This is a genomic window from Pantoea endophytica (assembly GCF_002858935.1).
Taxonomy (GTDB): domain Bacteria; phylum Pseudomonadota; class Gammaproteobacteria; order Enterobacterales; family Enterobacteriaceae; genus Pantoea; species Pantoea leporis.
In genome coordinates this window covers 88,870-110,856 of the sequence record NZ_PJRT01000031.1, presented here as the reverse complement: position 1 = coordinate 110,856, position 21,987 = coordinate 88,870, and the positions used below count along the sequence as shown (strand labels likewise).

Sequence of the window (21,987 nt, the reverse complement as noted above, 5' to 3'; positions counted from 1 at the left end):
ATTACTGCCATAAATGAATCAAGGCTCCTGCGGGAGCCTTTCTTTTTGCTGATTAATACATGAGATAAATTAACGACAAAAAGGGTTACTGCTAAAGCCCTGACAAAAGCATTACGCTACTGCATCTGTGAACAATTGGTCCTGATTAAGATATATAGCGTAAAGGCAAATTCCTATTTTCATCATCATTGTGTGAGCAATGTCACTGCAGAATAAAATCCATAACTTGCAGCGCAGTAGAGGTTTTTCAGTAGCTTAGGTTAAAATCCCCTGCGTGATTATTTCTGTTAATTGATACTAATTAATCTCCGTCCATAAATAACTGCATGCTTTTTGCATTCCCGCTTTTTCAATCTTAAAGATAGAATTATTTTATTGAATGCGCTGTTTTAGTAATCAGATTTGTCTCACCGTCTTTTAATGTGTGTGATATATTCGCGGAAAATTCCCTCCCGCTTTTACAGGCTCTGATCATGAAGAATTACGACGATCTGCAGCGTTTTAAAGAGAAAACGCAGACGCTTGACATCGCTTTTAAGGATATGTCCGGTCAATCGCAGGAAGCCGATCAAAGTCAGTGGGCGTTACTGCGTCAATTGACCACCGAACAAGAGCCTGAATTAGGCAGCGGTCAGCGCATCGATATGCCGCAACCACAGCCGATTCGCGGGGATGAATTCAGCGCACCGCCGGAACCGGCTCAGGCTGCACCAGCCAGCCCGACGCGCGCATCGATTCTCGATAGCCTGAACGCACCTGCCGCCGCGCAACCGGAGAGCGGCTCATCGCTGTTTCCGCCCGCGCCGTCGGTTAAGCCGCTCTCCTCTGCGACGCCATTAGCGCCGAAAGCCACGCTGGTCGAGCGCCAGGCGACAACCTCACTGTTTCCACCAGCAAAACCTGCCGCCGCGCCAGCCGCTCAGCCTGCTGCTGTTGCCGCACCGGCAGCTCCCGCGCCAATCGCGCCAGTGCCTGTGCCAACCCTGGCCGCTGCGGTTGAACCGGCACGTCCGGCTGCGCCGGCCCCGTCTCGCTTTGGTGCGCTGTTCCGCTCGCGTCCAGCCGAGCCGGCTAACCTGTCAAAAGAAACACCGTTAAAACCGCTACTGGAGAAGATTGCGCTATGCCGTTAGTTTGTGTGTGCTCGCCAAAAGGGGGAGTAGGGAAAACCACCATGGCGGCCAACCTTGCGTGGAGTCTGGCTCGCGCTGGCAGCAAGGTATTGGCAATCGATTTCGATGTTCAGAACGCCTTGCGCCTGCATTTCGGTGTACCGCTGAATGATGGTCGCGGCTTTGTGGCACGCTCTGAAGATCAGGCTGACTGGAGCCAATCGATTCTGACCACCGGCGGCAATATTTTCGTCATGCCGTATGGCGAGGTGAGCGAAGAGCAGCGTGAACGCTTTGAAGAGAACCTGGTAAAAGATCCGCATTTCCTGAAGCGCGGGCTTGATACGGTGCTGAATTATCCGGGACTGGTGATTATCGCCGATTTTCCCCCCGGTCCGGGTCCGGCGCTTAAAGCAATGCAGGCACTTGCCGATATGCATTTAGTGGTGATGTTAGCGGATACCGCATCGGTCTCGTTGCTGCCGCAAATAGAAAATGACCGCATGATCGGTCGGCCGCTGAATAATAAACGTGGTCACTATTTTGTCCTTAACCAGAGCGATAACCGCCGCAATATTAGCCGTGAAGTCACCGCTTTTATGCAGCAGCGGTTGGGTGAGAACTTATTAGGCGTGGTTCATCGTGATGAAAGCGTCGCGGAAGCCAATGCCTCGCAACAATCGGTTTATGATTTCAGCCCAGCGTCTGCAGCTGCGTTTGATATCGAATTAGTGGCAAAACGCGTAGCCAATATCCTGGATATCACCGTGGGTAACGGCGAAGTTCAGGCACCTTTTCGCAGCCACTATTAATAATGAGGCCGACTCCGGCCACATAATAACAACACAGCTTCTTCAGGGTGAATCATGAGTAAACTCGGGTTTTACCTGCTGCTGCTGGTGCTTGCACCGGTGGCGGCGGTAATCGTCATCACGCCTATGGACAGCCAGAAGCAATATATATTTGGCTTAATCAGCATCGGGATGATGTTTTTACTGGGCTTCAGCAAAAGCCGCAAAATAACCATCGTTATGGTTATCTTATCCGCGCTGATGTCGACCCGATATATCTGGTGGCGTACTACGGAGACGCTGCAATTTAATTCTGAGATTGAAGCGATTCTCGGTATCGGCTTATATCTGGCCGAACTGTATGTCTGGCTGATCTTAATTCTCGGCTTCCTGCAAACCACCTGGCCATTAAAACGCACCATCGAACCTTTGCCGGATGATACCAGCCTGTGGCCGACGGTGGATGTCTATGTTCCGACCTACAACGAAAGCCTCGATGTGGTGCGTGATACCGTGCTGGCGGCGCAGTGTATTGATTACCCGCGTGACAAGCTGAAGGTCTATTTGCTGGATGACGGTAAGCGCAGTGAGTTTGCGGTATTTGCCGCCGATGTTGGCGTGGGTTACATCACCCGTGACGACAATAATCACGCTAAAGCCGGTAACCTCAACCACGCGATGAAGATCACCAAAGGTGAGCTGATTTGCATCTTCGACTGCGATCACGTGGCCACGCGCACCTTCCTGCAGGCGACGGTCGGTCCGTTCCTGAAAGATCCAAAGCTGGCGCTGCTGCAAACCCCGCACTACTTCTATTCACCGGATCCGTTCGAGCGTAACCTGCGCGCGGCGCGCAGCATCCCGAACGAAGGTTCACTGTTCTACGGCCCGGTGCAGCAGGGTAACGATAACTGGAACGCCACCTTCTTCTGCGGTTCTTGTGCGGTGATTCGCCGTAGCGCGCTGGAAGAGATCGGTGGTTTTGCGGTGGAAACCGTGACCGAAGATGCGCATACCGCGCTGAAAATGCAGCGTCGCGGTTGGGGATCGGCCTTTTTGGCGATTCCGCTGGCGGCCGGTCTGGCGACCGAGCGTCTTGGCCTGCACGTCGTGCAGCGTAACCGCTGGGCGCGTGGCATGACGCAGATCTTCCGCGTTGATAATCCGCTGTTTGGCCGTGGATTGAAGTGGCAGCAGCGTCTGTGCTACCTCAACGCCATGCTGCACTTCCAGTTTGGCTTGCCGCGCGTGGCGTTCCTGACGGCACCGCTGGCCTACCTGCTGTTTAACCTGAATATCATTCATTCGTCAGCCTCGCTGATTTTCGCCTACGTCCTGCCGCATCTGGTGATGTCGCTCTACGTCAACTCGCGAATGAACGGCAAGTTCCGTTACACCTTCTGGGGCGAAATCTACGAAACCGTGATGTGCTTCCACCTCGTCATCCCAACGCTGCTCACCATGCTGGCGCCGAAGCGCGGTAAGTTTAACGTAACGGATAAAGGCGGCCTGCTCGATCAGGGCTTCTTCGACTTCCACATCGTGCGTCCACATGTGATTGTCGCGGTGCTGCTGTCGATCGGCATCATCGCGGGCGTGGTGCGCGCCACCGCGCATGACTACTTTGGCGTTGATCCTTACGTTATTGCGCTCAACGTCGGCTGGGCGGTATTCAGCCTGGTTATCCTGATGGCGGCGATTGCCGTGGCGCGCGAAACCAAGCAGGTGCGTAAAACCATTCGTATTGAGGTGCAGATCCCGGCGGTGATTCACTACGCTAGCGGCATCTCGTCACGCACGAAAACCAGCGATCTGTCGATGGGCGGCGCGCAGCTGGATGCGCCGGACAATCGTCATGAGCACGATGAAATTGAAGAGATCGATCTGCTGCTGAAGTCGGGCACCATCACCATTCCGGTGAACAAAATCTCCGGCGATGAGGAGAGCATCCGTCTGCGCTTTGGCGATATGCCGCTGTCGCGCCGCCGTGAGCTGGTGCGCGTGGTACTGGCGCGTGCCGATGCGTGGATTCAGCCAGAGTATAAGCAAGACAATCCACTGGTTTCGCTTGGCACCATTATTCGTACCGTCTTTGAGCTGTTCTGGCTGACCTGGAAAGATCGCCGTGAGAAGCGTAAGCGTGACAACCAGCCCGCAGTAAAAGAGGACAGCGCTGCATGAAGAATTTGACGCAAAGGTTGCTGGCAAGCTCGCTGGCAACGGCGCTGCTGCTCGCGCCAGCGTGGGCCGAAACCCCGCCAGTCACTCAGGATAGCGCTGCACTTTCAGACGTGCCGCCGCCGCAAGGCATCGAAAGCGCTGCCGATCCGCAGCTGCAACAGGCAGCGGGTGCCGCACCTTATGCGCCAGCGGAAACCGCACCGCAAACTGCTCCCGAAACCGCACCGGAAGCCGCATCGACAACGGAAAACAACGCGCCTGCTGAACCTGCGCCCAGCGAACCTGCTGCCGCACCAGAAATGGTGCTGCCAACGGTAGCGCCAACCGCACCGGCGATGATGCCAGAAACGTCTTCCGTGACGCTTAACCAGCCAATCAGCAGCACCGTTTCGGTGGCGCAAATGGGCCAGCCGCGCGGCATTACGTTGACCGGCGGCCAGCTGCAATCCGGCATCATGTTCACGCTGCCCAGCGATGAAGTGATCACCAACGCGCGTCTTAATCTGTCGCTGCGCGTCTCGGCGGCGCTGGCCGCGCGTAACACCTCGCTGCAGCTGATGCTGAACGGTCAGCCGCTGGGTACCTTGCCTTTGGGCGCCAGCGACAGCGATGTCAGCGATTACCAGCTGGATATTCCGGCGGCGATGGTGGTGTCCAGCAATAACCTCAGCTTCAAGATTAACGATGCCGACAAGCTGCTGTGCGAGAAAGAGAGCGCGCAGCAGTATCAGGTATCGATTTTGCCGAAGACCACGCTGAGCCTCGAAGGGCAGCAGCTGAACATCGGCACCAGCCTGCGTAACTTCCCGCGTCCGTTTATCGATGCGCAGCGCATGACGCCCGCCAGCGTCACCTTTGGCTTTGCCGCCAATCTCGCGCCGGACAGCATCAGCGCCGCTGCGCTGGTGGCATCGTGGATGGGCATTCAGTCGGATTATCGTGGCATCCGTTTCCCGGTGGTGCGCGGCGATCTGCCTGAACACAACGGCATTCTGGTCGGCCATCCGGGCGAAAAAATTGGTACCGTAACCTTGCCAGCCACCAGTGGTCCGCTGCTGCAGGTGATCGATAACCCGAACAATCCGGTCTACAAACTGCTGCTGGTGGTGGGCGCAAATGACGATCAGCTACGTCAGGCCGCTAACCGTTTAACCACTCAGCCGCTGGCGACCGATGCCAGCAGCCTTAACGTGCAGCCGCAGCCGATAGGTGAACGTAAGCCGTACGATGCGCCGCGCTGGATCAACACCACGCGCCCGGTGCGTTTGAGCGAACTGCTGCGCAAAGATCAGAGCCTGACCACCACCGGCATCTGGCACGATGCGCTGAGCGTCAACTTCCGCGCGGCGCCAGACCTGTTCCTGTGGGATGGCGACACCATTCCGGTGGAGCTGCACTATCGCTTCCCATCCGAAAGCTGGATTGATGAGGACAACTCGTTCCTTAACGTAATGATTAACGGCACATTCCTGCGCAATCTTACGGTGAATAAAGTCGGCTTGCTGGAGAGCGCCTGGCATCGGCTGGGCGGCGACGCGCGTCAGGAGCATTACACCCTGAAGCTCGAACCGTACCTGATTTACGGTGACAATCAGCTGGCGCTCTACTTCAACATCAAGCCGAAAGCGGATGCGCCGTGCGGCGTGCTGCTGAACAACAACATTAAGAGCCGCATTGAAGAGGATTCGTGGATCGATCTGAGCCATACGCGCCACTTCACCATGCTGCCAAATCTCTCTTACTTTGTTGGCGCTTCGTTCCCGTTCTCGCGTCTGGCGGACTTCTCGCAGACCACGCTGCTGTTGCCGGAACAACCAAGCGATGCGGAGATCGCCACGCTGCTGGATATGGCCTCACGCGCCGGTAACGCTACCGGCGTGCCGCTGCTGCAAAATCAGGTGCTGTTTGGCCTGCCAAACGGCGGCACCAACATGACGCGCCTGCAGCAGAGCGATCTGCTGGCGGTCAGCACCACGCAGAACAACGAGTTCAACCAGGCAATGCTGGCCAACACGCCGTTCGATACCAGCGGCAACACGCTGGGCGTGAAAGAGCCCACCACCTGGGACAAACTGCGTGGCTGGCTGACCGGCGACTGGTATCGCCAGCCGCTGGATGCCGATCGTTACTTCTCCTCCAACGAAGCGTGGCGCGGCTTTGTCAGCTATCGCTCGCCGTGGAACCCGGATCGCTTAGTGGTGATGACGGTGGCGACCAGCGATCAGCAACTGCTGCGCCTGCATGAAGACTTGAATTCTGCACGCATCAACGCCGGGATTCGCGGCGATACCGCCATCATCACCGATGAGAACGGCATCCGCAGTTTCCGCGTTGGCCCGCAATTCCCGAGCGGCGAAATGCCGTGGTACATGATGGTGGTGTGGTATGCCAACCAGCACTCGGTGCTGATGGCGCTGGCGGCGCTGCTGCTTTCAGCGTTGGTCGGCGGCGGTGCGTGGGTGATGCTGAAACGTCATGCGTGGCGTCGTCTCAACCCAAAAGTTGATAGCAAGTCCGGCAAGAAGTAAGGATAAAAACAATGAAAAAACATCTGTTAAGTGCCGGTATTCGCCATGCCTTGATTCTGGGTGGCGCGCTGACGCTCTCTCAGTCGCTGCTGGCGGCGGAGAGCAGTAATGCTGCGTTACAGGCGCTGTTCGATCAGGCGGCTTACTGGCACCAGAAAGCGCATGACGATTTGGCCAAAGCCTCGCTGCAGAAAGTGCTGATGGTTGAGCCCAACAACACGCAGGCGCTTTATCTGCTGGCGCTCTATTCACAGCAGAGCGGCGGCACGGCGGAGGCGGCGCAGTGGCGTGCGCGCCTGAGCGCGGCCTCGCCAAACGATCCGCATCTCACCGAGCTGGATAACGCCCGCCAGCTGCAAACCATTCCGCAGGCGCAGCTGCAGTTAGCGCGCCAGCAAGCACGCAGCGGCAACATCGCGGCGTCGCTGCAAACCTGGCGTAACACCTTCAGCGGCAACGAACCGCCGCCGAGCGTGGCAGCCGAATATTATCTGACCATGGCGGGCGATCGTTCGCTGCTGCCGCAGGCGGTTGAAGCGCTGCGCCAGTTCTCCGCCGATCATCCGCAGGATACCGGTGCCAAACTGGCGCTGGGAAAAGCGCTGACCTATCAGGAAGCAACGCGTCGTCAGGGTATCGATGTGCTCGCCAGCCTGGCAGACGGCAACAAAGAAGCGGACCGTTCGCTGCGTCAGGCGCTGTTGTGGCTGGGTCCGCAGGCGTCCGATGCGTCGCTGTATCAAACCTGGCAGCAGCGCCATCCGCAAGACAACGCGGTGCTGGATTACTACCGTAAAAACGTTGGCGGTGCGGAGAAGGGCGCGGGCTTTACCGCGCTGAACAGCGGCGACGTCAGCAACGCGCAGAACAACTTTGAGAAAGTACTGCAAGCTAACCCGCAAGATGCGGATGCGCTGGCCGGTATGGGCTATGTGGCCCAGCGCGCCGGACGTTATGCCGAAGCGGCGGATTACCTGACGCGCGCGGCGCAGATGGGTGGCGATCAGAGCGACACGCGCCAGAAGCAGGCCGCCGATGCACGTTTCTACGCGCAGCTGGCCTCCGCGCAGCAGGCGCTGAAAAATGGCGACAGCGCGCAGGCGTTGGCGCTGAGCGAACCGCTGGCGCAGGCCGACGGTGAGAAAGGCGTCTCGGCCAAACTGTTCCGCGCCGATGTGCAGCGTCGCAGCAATCAGCCCGATCAAGCGGAGCAAACCTATCGCGCCATCCTGCAAAGCGATGCCAATAACCGCAACGCCAAAGAAGGCTTGTTTTACGTGCTGCGTCAGCAGAACCGGGGCGCAGAAGCCAACACGCTGCTGGCATCACTGCCCGACAGCGTGCGTCAAAGCGTGGCACCGCGCGGCAGCAGCACCGATCCAATTCGTGCCCAGGCCAAACGTGAAGTGGCGGCGGGCAATAACAGCGCCGCCATCGCCACCTTGACCTCGGGTATTCAGCGCTATCCCAACGATGGCTGGCTGCGTCTCGATCTGGCACGTCTCTACCGCGCGCAGGGCAATAACATGATGGCGGCCAATATCATGCAGCCCACTATGCGCAGCGGCGCCAGCACCACCGAACTCTATGCAGGTGCGTTAAACGCCAGCGAAAGCAGCGCGTGGCAGCAGGCGAGTCAGTTGCTGTCTCGCATTCCCAACAGCAGCAAAAACAGCGATATGCGCGAGCTGGCGCAGCGCGTCAACTTCAACCTGCAGATGGCTACCGCCGATCAGTATCTGGCGCAGGGCTCGAACGCGGCAGCGGCCAACACCCTGCGCGCGCTGGCCTCTACGCCGCCCGCCAATCCGGTGGATGCCGGTAACCTGGCGCAGAAGCTGGCAAAAGCCGGCGATCTCACCAGCGCGGTGTCCGTGGTGCGCAGCAATATGCAGCGCGGCATTCAGGGCAATGCCGGTGATTACGCCGCGCAGGTGGCGGTGCTGAATCAGGCCGGGCTGAATACCGAAGCGCAGAGCTTCCTCAGCAGCCCGGAACTGCAGGCACGCAGCACGCCAACCCAGCTGGCGGGCATCCGCAACGGCTACGTGATCAACGAAGTGGATCGTCTGCGCGAGCAGAAACAGTACGCCGCCGCTTACGACAAGCTGGTGGGCACGCTGCAGCACGATCCGCAGAACCGCGATCTGATGTTCGCCATGGCGCGACTCTATCAGTCCGGCAAGATGAATAAAGAAGCGGGCGTGGTGTACGACTACCTGATGACGCAGGATACGCCAACGCAAGACGCGCGCACCGGCGCCATCAACGTGGCGCTGGCGCAGAATGACGTCAACAAAGCCAATACCTTAACGCGCGGCCTGCGCAACGAGCAGTCGCCGGATCGCTTGCTGCTGTTAGCCCGCGTGGCCGAAGCCAACGGCGAACACAGCCAAGCGATGAGCTACCTGCGCACCGCGCGCGGTCAGCTGATTGGTCTGCAGGGCGCAGAAACCGGCAGCGTGCCAAGCGTAGGTGGTCTGGCGCTGGCCGACAATCCGTTTATCAATCGCGGCACCTCGCCGGTGGGGCGTACGCCTTCCAGCTATGGCGCGGTGATGCCGTGGCAGTCGGCACCGGCGGCTACCAGCAGCGCCGAAGGCGTGACGCTGGCGAGCAACACCCCGGCGGTTCAGCAGAGCCAGACGCTGCGCCAAATCGACAACATGATGGATGACCTGCAAGAGAAAACCGGCACCTGGGTGCAGGGTGAAATGCAGGTACGCGGTCGTGATGGCGAATCAGGCTTGAGCAAACTCACCGAAGCCAAAGCGCCGCTCACCTTCTCCACCGTGCCGTTTGGCGAGTCGCGCTTCGACTTCACCATGACGCCGGTTTCCCTCACCGCCGGCAGCGCCGGTGGCGACGCATGGCGTCGATTCGGCACCAACGCGCTGGTGCAGGGCAACGTGGTTGCCTCCGGTGCGGCGAAAATTGATGATACGCCCAACTCCACCACCGATTCGCAATCCGCGACCGGCGTGGAGCTGAACATGGCGCTGAAGGGCGACAGCTACAAGATTGACCTCGGCAGCACGCCGCTGGGTCAGGACTTGAGTACGCTGGTGGGCGGCGTGCAGTGGTCGCCGAAGCTGACCGACTTCCTGACGCTGATCCTTACCGGTGAACGCCGCGCGATGACCGACAGTTTGCTGTCGTATGTCGGCGTCGAAGACAAAACCAGCGGTAAACGCTGGGGCCGCGTGACTAAAAACGGCGGTAACGCCTTGCTGAGTTACGACAACGGCGATGCCGGTTTTTATGTCGGCGGCGGCGCGTACAGCTACATCGGCGAAAACGTGGCGAGCAACAACAGCGTGCAGGCGACCGCAGGCGCGTATGTGCGTCCGTATCACCTCGACGATCGCGAGCTGAAAGTCGGCATGAGCTTGTCGTGGATGGATTACTCGAAAAACCTCAGCTACTTCAGCTACGGTCAGGGCGGTTACTTCAGCCCGCAGAACTATGCGTCGGTGTCGTTCCCTATCGAATTCAGCCGCAAGTTTGACGATCTGAAAGTGAACGTCGGCGGTTCGGTGGGTTATCAATCCTACAGTCAGGATAAGAGCGCCTACTTCCCGAATAATCCGTCGTTGCAGGCGCAGCTGCAAAGTCTGGCCGATCAAGGCTACGTTAAGGATGCGTTCTACAGCGGCGACAGCAAAAACGGCATTGGCTACAACCTGCATGCCGGTGCGGATTATAAGATCAACAAAGATGTCACCGTGGGCGGTCAACTTGGCTACGACACCTTTGGCGATTACAACGAGAGCACCGCCAATCTGTACTTCCGTTACATGTTCGGAGATTACTAATGAGTGAGCAAGTAACCGCACGCGTCAGCCATCCGCATCAGCCGGGCTGGTTTGATTTGGTGAGCGCGATGATTGAGAGCATGCTGGACAACGCGGGCGAGGAAGCGGAAGGCTTTCTCAACGGCGTCGGCGTATCGCTGGCAACACGCTATCCTTTACCCGACGCGCGCACCGTGCAGGATCTGGAGCGTGAAATGAATTTGCAGCTGGCGCGATTTAACTGGGGCTTTGTGCAGTTACAGCCGCAGGAGAATGCCATTCTGATTCAGCACCACGCGCTGCCGCAGGGCGACAGCAACGTCGGTGTTGAACGTTGGCAGCTGGCGTTGAGCGCGGTGCTGGCGGGCGTGTATGCGCAGTGGCTGCAGGCACAAGGCGGCAGCGCGGCGGTGCCGGTGACGCTGGAGAACAACGACGGCGGCACGCTGCACTATCGATATCAATAGGATGCTGTAATGAGAGTGATGCGGTTCTGGCGTCAATGGATGCTGTGTTTCATGGTGATGTTTTTTAGCGCTCAGGCGGCCGCAGATGGCTGGAGTACCTATAAAAGCCGTTTTATGGGCAGCGATGGCCGAATCAGCGATACGGCCAACAACAACGTTAGCCATACCGAAGGGCAAGGCTACGGCATGTTGCTGGCGGTGGCGCATGACGATCGCGCCACTTTCGATCTGCTGTGGCAGTGGACGCGCAGCCATCTGCGTAATCCGCAAAACGATCTGTTCTACTGGCGCTACACGCCAGGCGCCGCCGATCCGATTGCCGACAAAAATAACGCTTCCGATGGTGATGTCCTGATTGCCTGGGCGCTGCAACGTGCGGCACAGAAGTGGGGCGGCGATTATCAGCAGGCCTCCGACCGCATTCAGCGTGCGATCGTGAAGCTGAATGTGATCAGCTACGGCGGACATAAAGTGATGCTGCCGGGCGCGCAGGGCTTCAACAAAACCAGCTACGTGGTGCTTAATCCCTCTTATTTCCTGTTTGAGGCCTGGCGCGAGTTTGCGGAACACAGCCATCTGCGTATCTGGAATGAGCTGATTGATGACGGCATGGATTTGCTGGGTGAGATGCACTTCGGCAAAACCGGCCTGCCGCTCGATTGGGTGGCGCTGAATGCTGATGGTTCTGTGGCACCGGCGGTCGGCTATTCCAATCGCTTCAGCTATGACGCGATTCGTATTCCGCTAAATATCTGGTGGTACGACCCGCAAAGCCTGCGTCTGGTGCCGTTCCAGCGTGTCTGGCAAGGTTCGGCGCGCATGACCACGCCCGCCTGGTATGATGTGTTGGGCAACACGCCAGCGCCGTACAACATGGAGGGGGGATTGATTGCGGTGCGCGATTTAACCCTGGGCCAAACCCAGTATCTCAATGACACGCTGGCAGCGGATCAAAACTACTTTTCCGCCAGCCTGCAGCTGCTGACCTGGCTGGCATATCAGGAAAAGCGCTAAATCTCATTTTTGGCCTGGTCGACATAAATGACGGCCAGGCCATATTTTCCAGCCTTGTCTGAATCTCATTTCATTGCGCTGCTTATCTTTGATTTCTTGAACGCGATCAAAATGGCAGCACTGACACACATGCAAATTTGTCATGCTAAAATGTATAGACAAAAGTGTATGGTAAAATGCAAACGGAACTTGAATTTGAGTGGGACCTTAGCAAAGCAGAGTCTAATCACCGCAAGCATGGCATCCGCTTCGAAATTGCCGTGCGCGTGTTTGATGATCCTTTTCATCTGTCTAGCCAGGGTCGTTGTGAGAATGGCGAATATCGCTGGCAATCAATAGGTAATGTTATGGGCCATATTATTATTTTGGTGGCCCACACGGTACGTTTCGAGCAGGGCACTGAGATTATTCGCATCATTAGTGCACGTCCTGCCACGCGCAATGAGAGGAGACGCTATGAGCAAGGTTAAGTTTAAACGCAGCGAATTACCGCCGCTTTCGGATAGCCTGCAATCTGAACTGGACGCGCTGAGTCAAAAGCCGGATAGCGAGATTGATTGCGGTGAAATCGCCCCGTTAAATGAACGTTTCTGGAACAGGGCTTCCAGCGGGCGATTTTATCGTCCGATTAAAACACAGGCTTCAGTCAGAATTGACGCGGATGTGCTTGAGTGGTTGAAAGCGCCGGGTAAAGGGTACCAGACGCGTTTGAACGCCATTTTGCGCGCGGCAATGCTGCGCGAATTAGAAAGCAAATAGTGCCCGGGCGGCTTTACAAGTTCGCCGCTATTTAAAATCCGCATACGGCGTCAGCGGTTGTGGCGGCATATCCATGTCGCCGTTCCAGCCGGACATCGAGTAGCGCATGAAAATCAGGCCGTGGCTCGGGGTGTAATCCTTCGCCTGCTGAATATCCATCGCCAGGCCCACCGACCAATGCGGCGTAATGCGTCGCTCTACCAGCGCCTGCAGCGTGTAGCCAAAACCTCTACCCGAACTGCTGTCTGAGGTGGGATTCGACGCCAGCGTGAAGCCTGGATTGACCGGATAGCGCTGCTGCCCGTCGGTATGCGATTGCGACCAGGAAACCGAGCCGCCGAGATCAAACGACCAGTTCTCTGTGCGCTGGCGATAGGTCACCGGCAGCGACAGCGAGAAATATTGCTGCGGGCTGTAATAGCCGCCCTGACCGAAGGTGTAGTCGCTGAGATCCTTCTGGTAATGCCACAGCATGCTGTTCAGGCCCACGGTGGCGCGGCGATTATCTTCATTAATCAGCTTGTAGTAATAGCCCGCCATCAGGCGCTCGCGGCTGTTATCCGCCACGTTATCACCGCTGAGTTGATGCGCACTGATATCGCCCCACACGCCATGCGCGCCGCCCTGATCATAACTCAGTCCGAGCGAGCCGCCGGTTGCCACCACGCCGCCCCAGGTTTTGCCGCCGTTTGCCGCGGGATCGCGCGCGCCTGCGTACGCCAGCAGCGAGCTGGAGATCGGTCGGCGTGATGCGGTGAACGTCAGGCCAATGTCTTTGACGTCGGTTTTCCAGCTGAAGCCGCCGACCCAGTTGCGGGTCTCGAAGCCGAGCGGCGTGGTGCCGAAATCAGCCGACCATATATCGTTATGCCAGCCCACGCCCAGCGCGGTGCCTTCATCGCGCTGAGTAAAGTCGCGGCTGCATCCGCCGGAATTGTCATCGTTACAGCTGCCGAACTGCTCGCTGTGGCTGCCGTTGCTGGTGGAGAAAGTGCCGGCTGAAACCCGCACATGATCGACACGCACAAAGCTGCGGCCATCGGCCAGCGGCGTTTCAGCCTGCATCATGGTGGTATGGGCGGTGAAATCGGATGTGCCGCCGTTGCCTTTGTTGCGCGAGTAATCCTGCTCCAGCGTGAACGTGGTGTCCTGCTGGCGATAAAGATCGGCGGCGTCGCTGCGGATGCTGCGTTTCAGCCAGTCATCCTGCGCCTGATTGCGGGTTAATTGCGTATAACGATCGTTATCCTGTGGCACCTCCGGGCTGATGCCGCTCGCGGCCATCGCCCGTTGATAATCCTGCTGCGCTTGTGCGGGTTGTTGCAGCTGCGTTTCCAGCCGCGCCGCATCGCGAAACACCAACGCTTTTTCCTGTGACGCGGCCTGTTGCGCCGCGCGGGTTTTCAGCTCAGCAAAAATCTGTTGAGCACGAACCGCATCGCCACTGTTCTGCCAGGCGAGCGCCACGCGCCGACCGCTGTTCACACTTTGCTGCGCCACGCCTGGCGGCAAGGCTTGTAACGCGCGTTGCGCTTCAGCAGGGCGTTTTAAGGCGATCAAGGCTTCGATACGACCCAGCGCCGCATCGCCGTTTTTACGGTCTTGCTGCTGCACCTGTTGATAGCTCGCCAGCGCACTGCGGGCGTCGCCGCGCTCCAGCGCCCAATCGGCCAGCGTGATATCGCGGCGGATAGAAGCGGGTTGCTGTTGTAGTAATGCAATCGCCGCCGTTTCATCGCCGCGCGTGCGTAAATCACTGGCGCGGGTAAACACTTTGTCCTGCTCGAGACGATCGGCCAGCTCATGCATGTTGCTGTCCCAGCGCGCAGCGGGCAGGCGATGCAAGGTGGCCAGCGCCGCGTCATCGCGGTCGCCGGAAGCCAGCCACAGCGCCGATGCATACAGCGCTGTGGGTTCCTGTGGATGCTGGCGCACCATCGCGTCCATCACCTGCGCGCCCTGAGTTTCTTCGCCGCCGTTGCGCAGCGCGCCAGCCAGTCGATAAACCAGCCAGATATCATCAGGATTCGCCTGCGCTACCTGGCGATACTTCTCCGCCGCCTGATGCCATTGGCCTTGCTGCGCCAGCGCATCGGCTTCGGCCATCAGCGCATCGGTGCGCAGCTGTAGCAGACGACGTTTCGCCGTGCTATTGCTGCGATCTAAGCGCAGCGCCTGCTGCCAATAACGCTCTGCCTGCGCAGAATTTTTACGCGCCAGCGCGGCATCACCCAAGCCAATCAGCGCCCAGCTATCGCGATTATCCAACCCTTGCGCGCTGCGGTAATAGCCTTCCGCCGCGGCGATATCGCCTTTTTTCAGCGCCGCATCACCGTTGTTGATCGCCAACCAGTAACGGTTGGTTTGCAGCAGCGACTGCCATTTGCCGATCTGCGTGCTGGCCTGACCGGCCTGTATCGCTTTCTCCAGCCAGCGAATGGCGGCGGCGCGATTGTTGGCTCGCGCCTGCGCCTGGCCCATCGCGCCCATCAATTCAGCATCGTTGGGATTGGCGGTTAGCGCGGCATTGAGCGCGGCAATCGCATTGGCGCCGCCACCGGCATCCACCAGCGCTAAGCCACGCATCCGCTGGCGATACGCCGGATCGGCGAGCAGTTGTTGCTGACGCGCCAGCTCTTGCTGACCGCGCTGCTGGGCATCGCCCTCGGTAAAGGTTTGCAGATATTGCTGCAGGCTGGCGACGCTGCTTTCGCTCACCGGCTGATTCTGGATCTGCTGTAGCCACAGCTCGGAAGCGGCATCGCGCCCGCCGTTGCGGTTGGCGAGACGACGCAACTGGGTGAAGGCTTCGGCCGGCTGATTATTATCAAACGCCATGCGCGCCAGCTGCAGTTCTACGCCGATGTTGCCGGGATAGCGCTGTTCCAGCGCCTGCAACTGTTGATACGCTTGTGGCTGCTGGCCGGGTAAACGCGCCACCAGCCGCCAATACTCCAGCTCGGTATTCACATCAGGGAACACGCCGTGGAACAGCGCGTCCCACGCGGCTTTGGCTTCGACAACATGCCCGGCAGTGGCCAGCAGTCGCGCCTGCTGCAGCTGCTGACGCCCTTCCGCAGTCACCAGACGCAATCCGGCTGCTGATTCACGCGTGGCGGCGGCATTCGGTGCCACGCGCTTCAGTTCATCCAGCAGTTTTTGCGCTTTGGCCTGGTCGCCCTGGCGCAGCGCCATGCGGATTTGCGCCGCCAGCACCTGCGGATTATCAGGATCGATTTTTTCCAGTCGATAGAGCGATTGCTGTACCAGATCGATTTTGTTGGTCGATTCGCCGGTACGAATCTGCATCAGCAGCCACTCAACCGGCGAAACCTGGGGACCGATCGGGGCGGCAGTCGCGCCGGCCAACACCCCGAGCGTGCTACTGATCAGCAATCCCAGCTGCAGCTTATTCATCGTCATCCAGCTCGGCCAGACGGCGACGGCTGACCATGCGCATTAAACGCCACGCCATCAGCGCAAACAGAACCACGACCACCACCGCGCAAATCGCCAGCCACACCGGATGGGTGGCCAGCAGATTCCACAGGCGTTCCCACCACGGCAGGTGACCGACGTAATAGGTATCGCCGACGCGGATGCTGTTAACGCCCGATTCACGGATCACCGTGGCGGTACCGAACACTGCCGCGCGTTTGCCGCTGTCGAGCAGCGCGTTATTCAGCAATTCCCAGCCGCGTGGGCTGTCGGCCAGCAATGCCACGACGCTGCGTTGATCGTTAAACGGTGACTGGAAGCCGACAATCGCGCCCATCGGCCCGCGTGAGCTAATGGTGGTTTGGCTTTCTACCGCGCGTTCACTGTCAGAAATCGGTACGTTAGCTGCTGCGTTGCTGCGTGCAGGCATGCTGATCCAGCTGCGGGCGGCATCGGCCAGCAGCGGGATCTTCGTGTCGTCCTGCAGATCCTGTGGAATGCCGCCGATCATCAACATATCCGCATCCGCCGATTTCGCTTTGCTCCAGTCATCGCTCATCTGCACGCGCAGCGCCGGATAACCGGTTTGTGCGCCGATGCTGCCGAGCGCATTCAGCAGCGTGCTGACTTCGTCATTGCTCGGCCTGGATGGCACCAGCACCAGCGTTTGCGCCAGATCGGCGTAGCGGCTGTACGGGAAACCGGCGTTGGCGAACGCGCCCAGCGACGGCATTTCGATGTAGTGACGATAGCCGGAGAAATCGATGCTCGAGGTATCGTCAATCACCACGTGATGTCCGACGGCGGTGACGGTTTCGCAGCGGCCATCGGCGGTACCGCCAATAAAGGTGTTGGCGTAATCAAAGTTAAAACGCAGCTGATTCACCACGCCGAGACGCAGCGCCGGAATGGTCAACTGGCGATTGCTGTCCTGCAAACCTTGCATCAGCGGGATGCGCATCAGCTGCTGACCGGCGCTATCTTTCTGCGTCAGCGGATAATCCTGCATGAACTGATTGTTGAGGTGCACCGCGAGACGCGAGCCATCCTGCTGAATCGGCGAGGTGTAGCGGTAGCGCAGATCCATATCGATGCCGCGCGCGCGCACCAGGAACAGATCCGGCGGCAGATTCAGCGTCAGGCTGATCGGATTCGGCTGCAAACCGTTGCCCTGTAGCTGGTTTTGATACTGCGTCAGCTCGGCAAAGGTGGTGCGGCGATCGGTGCGCACCCAGTTCGGCGCGTCGTACGGCTGGCGTGCGGCCAGCCGTTTTACGCTGTCGATGGTTGAGCTGTCGCCGCGCAGCAGCAGCTCGCCTTGCGCAATGCCTTCGACGGCGGTCAGCAGGTCATTATCGTCACGGCCGAGGATCAGCAGCATCTTCTCGTACGGATTGTCCGGCTGATTCACCATCTCCACCGTCGGTTTCTCCACTGGCGGCAGATCTTTCAGGAAGTCGGGGCGATGATCGTTGGTGGCAAACACCACCGCATGCTGCTCTTTGGGCAGCTGGTTATACAGCACCGGGAAAGATTGTCCGCGCCACTGCGCTTTGCTGCCAAACCAGGAAGCCAGAATCCCGGCCGCACGCTGTTGCAGCAGATTCGGCGGGGCGTTGAAGACCATCGGCAGCTGCAGCGGACGGCTGTCACGCGTATCTAAGAACGGCTCCGGGAAATGCGACAGATCGTTCTTCAGCGGCAGCTTCTGCAGCGTCAAATCGAGTTTGCTGGCTTTGCCGATATCCAGCCAGATGGTGCTGTTGGCCGGGTTTTCACATACGTTGGCATAGTGACCTACCAGCTCAAGCCGCACGCGGTTGAAGTCGCTGATAAAGCGCGGATCGATAGGGATTTGCGTTTGGTTCTCTTTGCCGAGCTGCTCGGCGGTGACCGTCACCAATCCCACCAGTTCATCGTTGAGATAGACTTTGAGCTGCGACAGCGTCGGAATCAGCGCCGGCGAGGGACGATAGCTCAGATTCAGCAGCGCGCGCGTCACCACTTCATCGCTGCGCACGCCGAACTCAATCTGGCTGCTTGGTTCGGTACCGCGCAGCGTCATGCTACCGGGCGGCGGAGCGACCTGATTAAACACCAGCTGGCTGTCACGCAGCGGCGCGTTGACGTCGACCTGCGCGTTCACCTCCGGTAACGGCTGCGGCGCAGTCATGGCGCCAGAAGTCAGCGGCGCGGCCTGTACCGCAGAGACGCAGCCCAGCAGCAGGGCGGTGAACCAACTCAGTTTTTTCGTCATGGTCATATCATCAACTTAAGTAAAATCGGTTTTGATCGTCGCAGGCTGGCGGTCAATACGCTGCGGTAGCAGTGTCGCCAGCCAACTCACCAACGCGGTGAGGCCACGGAATAAGCGGCGCAGCGGCGCAGGTCCATACTCGGCCAGACGCAGATAGCCTTTAAAACCCAGCACCATAATGTCGGCCAGACTTTGCACCGGTTTATCTTCCGGGAAGCCGTCCTGCCACAGCGCCCAGGTATCGGCGCGAGCGAAGGTGCACTGAATAAATTCAATGTGTTGGCGCGTCGTGAGTTGATGCAGGCGAATCCCGGCGCGACGGCCAAACACGCGCTGCACCTGACACGGGAAGCTGAACTCTTGCTGACCACGGCGCAGCAGCAGCGACACGGTTTCGTCCTCTTTCAGCGCATCGGCTTCGCGCAGCTCAACGCCCACGCCGCCGTCGGAATAGTCACGCAGGGTGCACGGCACCATGTGTCCATCTTCACGTGCGATGGCGGCAGGCATGGCGATTTCCACACGATGCGCTTCGCGGATCTGGCGCGCTTCAACCGATACCGCCACCGCGCCGCCGAGGATAATCATGTTGTAAATCACCCACACCAAACTGACCCAAATGGTGAGCATTTCGTTGGCCGGACCGTACGCCATGCGCCAGAAGGCCATGCCGATACCGGCGATATTCAGCAGCACCAGCATCATGTACGGCTTGGTAATCACCCAATCGAGATGACGTTCGGCCACCAAACCACCTTTGGCGGTAACGTTGAACTTGCCTTTGTGCGGATTAAACAGCGCCACCGTGGTTGGCCGCGCGATGTACCACGCCAGCACAGTTTCATACACTTCGCTCCAGAACGAATGTCGCCAGCGGCCCTGAATGCGCGAGTTGGTCAAACTGGTGTGCAGCATGTGCGGCAACACGTAGATGGCGATCGCCAGCGCGGGCGCGTAGATGATGTAGGCGTGGAACAGCAGAAACGCCAGCGGTGCCAGCAGGAAGATCAGACGCGGAATCCCGGCGAGAAAGTGCAGCATGGCGTTGGCGTAACACAGGCGCTGCACCAGCTTTAACCCTTTGCCGAACAGCGGGTTATCGAGGCGGAAAATCTGCACCATACCGCGTGCCCAGCGAATACGCTGGCCGATATGCGCGGACAAACTCTCGGTGGCCAGACCCGCAGCCTGCGGAATACGGATATACGCCGAGGTGTAACCCTGGCGATGCAGACGCAGCGAGGTGTGCGCATCTTCGGTGACGGTTTCTACCGCAATGCCGCCGATCTGATCCAGCGCAGTTCGGCGCAATATGGCGCAAGAGCCGCAGAAGAACGCTGCGTCCCAGGTATCGTTGCCATCCTGCACCAAACCGTAAAACAGCGAGCCTTCGTTAGGCGTCTGGCGGAAGCGACCGAGGTTACGTTCAAACGGATCGGGCGAGAAGAAGTGGTGCGGCGTTTGCAGCATCGCCAGCCGATGATCTTTCAGGAACCAGCCCATCGTCAGCTGCAGGAATGAGCGCGTCGGCACATGATCGCAGTCAAAAATGGCGACATATTCGCTGCGGCACACGGCTTTCAAAGCATGGTTGATGTTACCCGCTTTGGCGTGTTCGTGGGTTGGACGCACCACGTAATTGACGCCGACGCTGGCGGCAAACTCGCGAAACTCTTCGCGCGTGCCGTCATCCAGCAGGTAGATATTGAGCTTGTCCTGCGGCCAGTCGATGCCCATCGCCGCGTAGAGGGTTGGTTTCACGACGCTCAGCGGTTCGTTGTAGGTCGGCACCAGAATATCGACGCTCGGCCACGAGGTGATTTCCGGCGGCATCGAGACCGGCTGACGATTGAGCGGCCACAGCGTCTGGAAATAGCCCAACACTAATACCGCCCACGCATAGGTTTCCGCACCTATCAGCAGCAAGCCAAACGTCAGGCTGATCGGATCGTCCCAGTTAAGGGTTTCGGTGTAGCGCCACCACAGATAACGGTAGGAAATCGTCAGCGATAGCACGATCAGCATGATGGTGGACAAGCGTCCCGGCACGCGACGCACCAGCATCGCCAATCCCCACAACAGCAGCACGAAGACAAACTGCGTGGCGATGCCGAAGGGTTGCGAAATGCACAGCAGCGCCAGCAGGCTGGCGATAATCGCTGCCACGATAAACAGCAGCTGCCGCAACCACGCGGGCAGCGCCTGAATACGTTGTTCGCTGCGCTGGGCGAACCGGTTTTGTTCCAGCCGTGCCGGCAGCGCACCGAGCCACTGATAGAGCGGCTCGCGCCAGCGGAACAGCGGTTTGACGCTGAAACTTTTACGCGTGCGTTTATCCAGCGGCAATACCAGCATCAGCCACAGGCTTTGCAGTGCATAGCGCAGCGGGTCAAGCGGACGTGGGCGCAGCGGCGAAATTTGCGGGTAGTAACGTTGACGATGTTGCAGGATGCGCTGCCATCCCGGTGTTTCCAGCCGCAACAGCGACCACGCGAGTACGCACCACATTAAATGCAGCGCGATGGTGAAACGGCCCGCGCCATGCTGATGCGCCAGCTGAGCGCGGCGTTGCAGCGCCTGCCACGCTTGCGGCATCAGCAGCCAGCGTAATGGATTCACGCCGCGCCTCCCGGCACATGCAGCAGCAGCCAGTTAGCCAGGGTGTTGATCTCTTCGCTGGCCAGCGCATACGGCCGATATTCGCCCACCGGCTGTTTCATCATCAGCGCTTCCGCCAGCGCTTCATCGCGGTGAATCACTTGGGGAATCAGTTTTTTCAGCGAGCTGATCCACAGCTGATGCAGATCCTGCTGTAGCTGGCTGTTGGCGTTGAACTGGTTGATCAGAAACAGCGTGTGCGCAGGAAAACGCGCGTGATGCAGACGCAACTGACAGTTGGCATCCAGCGTTAGCACCTGCAGCAGACGATCGGCCGCGGTAACCAGGGATCGCTGCCACGGCAACAGATCCGCTGGCATGTCGAAAATAATCCAGTCGTAGTGCGATTTCAGGACCGGCAGCGCGTGTAGCAGCGGTGCGGCAAATTCTGCGTTGATAGCGCTGATGCTGGCGTACTGTTGCGACGTGAGTGCGCCAAACGGCAGAAAATCCAGCCCTGCTTGATAGCGCTGAGCGCACTGCTGCCACGCTTGCTGTTCGAGCAGCGCGGGCGCCCAGCCCTGAGAGCGGTCGAGCGGCATATTAAAATGGGCAGCTAGCTGATTTACCGGGGAAAAATCGATAACCAGCACCGATTGCTGCAGCGCGTTAAACGCCCAGCCGAGTGCGGCGCTCAGCGAAGTGGCGCCACAACCGCCACGCAATCCTTGTAATGCAATAACAGGCATTAACGTTCTGACTCCTGTGCGGCGCTTATTTCACGCAGCAATGGCCAGCGCGTCATAATGGTATTCAGTCGCGCTTCGCGGGCAATATCAATGTAGCGAAATGCCTTAAGGGAAAAGGCATCACTTAAGGCTGTAATGTCATCGTGCTCTTCGCTGCTAGTCGCATTCAGCGAAAATGCATTCTCTGTTTTCATTATTTTTTTGCCACCAAAAAATCGACAACGGATGAATTGTGGTTTTATTTTTTGTAAAGTTTAAACCTGAAGTAAAGACAAATGCTATCCACAGATCAATATGAT

14 protein-coding genes are annotated in these 21,987 nt (G+C 58.5%); 9 read left to right on the top strand and 5 right to left on the bottom strand.

Annotation, left to right across the window (positions count from 1 at the left end):
- Positions 1–473: 473 nt before the first annotated feature.
- The 9 genes from bcsO to PZBJ_RS19120 all read left to right on the top strand — a co-directional run bounded on the left by bcsO (position 474) and on the right by PZBJ_RS19120 (position 12,646).
- Positions 474–1,133, top strand: a complete 660-nt coding sequence (gene bcsO, locus PZBJ_RS19160; protein ID WP_101763800.1) for a cellulose biosynthesis protein BcsO — start codon at positions 474–476, stop codon at positions 1,131–1,133.
- On the top strand, positions 1,124–1,924 hold the full coding sequence (gene bcsQ, locus PZBJ_RS19155; protein ID WP_101763799.1) for a cellulose biosynthesis protein BcsQ: 801 nt from the start codon (positions 1,124–1,126) through the stop codon (positions 1,922–1,924). Before bcsO ends, bcsQ (PZBJ_RS19155) begins: the two co-directional genes overlap by 10 nt.
- A 54-nt stretch (positions 1,925–1,978) precedes the next feature.
- The gene (gene bcsA / locus PZBJ_RS19150; RefSeq protein WP_101763798.1) at positions 1,979–4,084 is read left to right on the top strand and encodes a UDP-forming cellulose synthase catalytic subunit; all 2,106 of its coding nucleotides are present in this window, start codon (positions 1,979–1,981) and stop codon (positions 4,082–4,084) included.
- Positions 4,081–6,612 (top strand): cellulose biosynthesis cyclic di-GMP-binding regulatory protein BcsB, encoded by a 2,532-nt coding sequence (bcsB, locus tag PZBJ_RS19145; protein WP_101763797.1) that lies wholly within the window; start codon positions 4,081–4,083, stop codon positions 6,610–6,612. The genes bcsA (PZBJ_RS19150) and bcsB (PZBJ_RS19145) overlap by 4 nt, the downstream gene beginning before the upstream one ends.
- Positions 6,613–6,623: 11 nt before the next feature.
- On the top strand, positions 6,624–10,427 hold the full coding sequence (locus PZBJ_RS19140; protein ID WP_101763796.1) for a cellulose biosynthesis protein BcsC: 3,804 nt from the start codon (positions 6,624–6,626) through the stop codon (positions 10,425–10,427).
- Entirely contained in the window at positions 10,427–10,873 is a 447-nt protein-coding gene (bcsD, locus tag PZBJ_RS19135) for a cellulose biosynthesis protein BcsD (protein WP_008104594.1), read from the top strand. Before PZBJ_RS19140 ends, bcsD begins: the two co-directional genes overlap by 1 nt.
- Before the next feature lie 9 nt (positions 10,874–10,882).
- Positions 10,883–11,887 (top strand): family 8 glycosyl hydrolase, encoded by a 1,005-nt coding sequence (locus PZBJ_RS19130; RefSeq protein WP_101763795.1) that lies wholly within the window; start codon positions 10,883–10,885, stop codon positions 11,885–11,887.
- Positions 11,888–12,063: 176 nt separating this feature from the next.
- Entirely contained in the window at positions 12,064–12,357 is a 294-nt protein-coding gene (locus PZBJ_RS19125) for a BrnT family toxin (RefSeq protein ID WP_101763794.1), read from the top strand.
- Positions 12,344–12,646: a BrnA antitoxin family protein gene (locus PZBJ_RS19120; protein WP_101763793.1), complete on the top strand. Its 303-nt coding sequence runs from the start codon at positions 12,344–12,346 to the stop codon at positions 12,644–12,646. Before PZBJ_RS19125 ends, PZBJ_RS19120 begins: the two co-directional genes overlap by 14 nt.
- 27 nt (positions 12,647–12,673) lie before the next feature.
- On the opposite strand, the gene bcsC is transcribed toward PZBJ_RS19120, so the two are convergent.
- Genes bcsC through bcsR form a run of 5 tightly spaced genes read right to left on the bottom strand, consistent with a single transcriptional unit; the run spans position 12,674 to position 21,882 of the window.
- Positions 12,674–16,063: a cellulose synthase complex outer membrane protein BcsC gene (bcsC, locus tag PZBJ_RS19115; protein ID WP_101763792.1), complete on the bottom strand. Its 3,390-nt coding sequence runs from the start codon at positions 16,061–16,063 to the stop codon at positions 12,674–12,676.
- Entirely contained in the window at positions 16,056–18,341 is a 2,286-nt protein-coding gene (gene bcsB, locus PZBJ_RS19110; protein WP_101763791.1) for a cellulose biosynthesis cyclic di-GMP-binding regulatory protein BcsB, read from the bottom strand. The genes bcsC and bcsB (PZBJ_RS19110) overlap by 8 nt, the downstream gene beginning before the upstream one ends.
- Before the next feature lie 15 nt (positions 18,342–18,356).
- A complete protein-coding gene (gene bcsA, locus PZBJ_RS19105; protein ID WP_101763790.1) occupies positions 18,357–20,960 on the bottom strand; it encodes a UDP-forming cellulose synthase catalytic subunit in 2,604 nt (867 codons plus the stop codon).
- Entirely contained in the window at positions 20,957–21,688 is a 732-nt protein-coding gene (bcsQ, locus tag PZBJ_RS19100; RefSeq protein ID WP_101763789.1) for a cellulose biosynthesis protein BcsQ, read from the bottom strand. Before bcsQ (PZBJ_RS19100) ends, bcsA (PZBJ_RS19105) begins: the two co-directional genes overlap by 4 nt.
- Positions 21,688–21,882 carry a cellulose biosynthesis protein BcsR gene (gene bcsR, locus PZBJ_RS19095; RefSeq protein ID WP_101763788.1) on the bottom strand — a complete coding sequence of 65 codons (195 nt, stop codon included), beginning with the start codon at positions 21,880–21,882 and terminating at the stop codon, positions 21,688–21,690. Before bcsR ends, bcsQ (PZBJ_RS19100) begins: the two co-directional genes overlap by 1 nt.
- Positions 21,883–21,987: the final 105 nt, after the last annotated feature.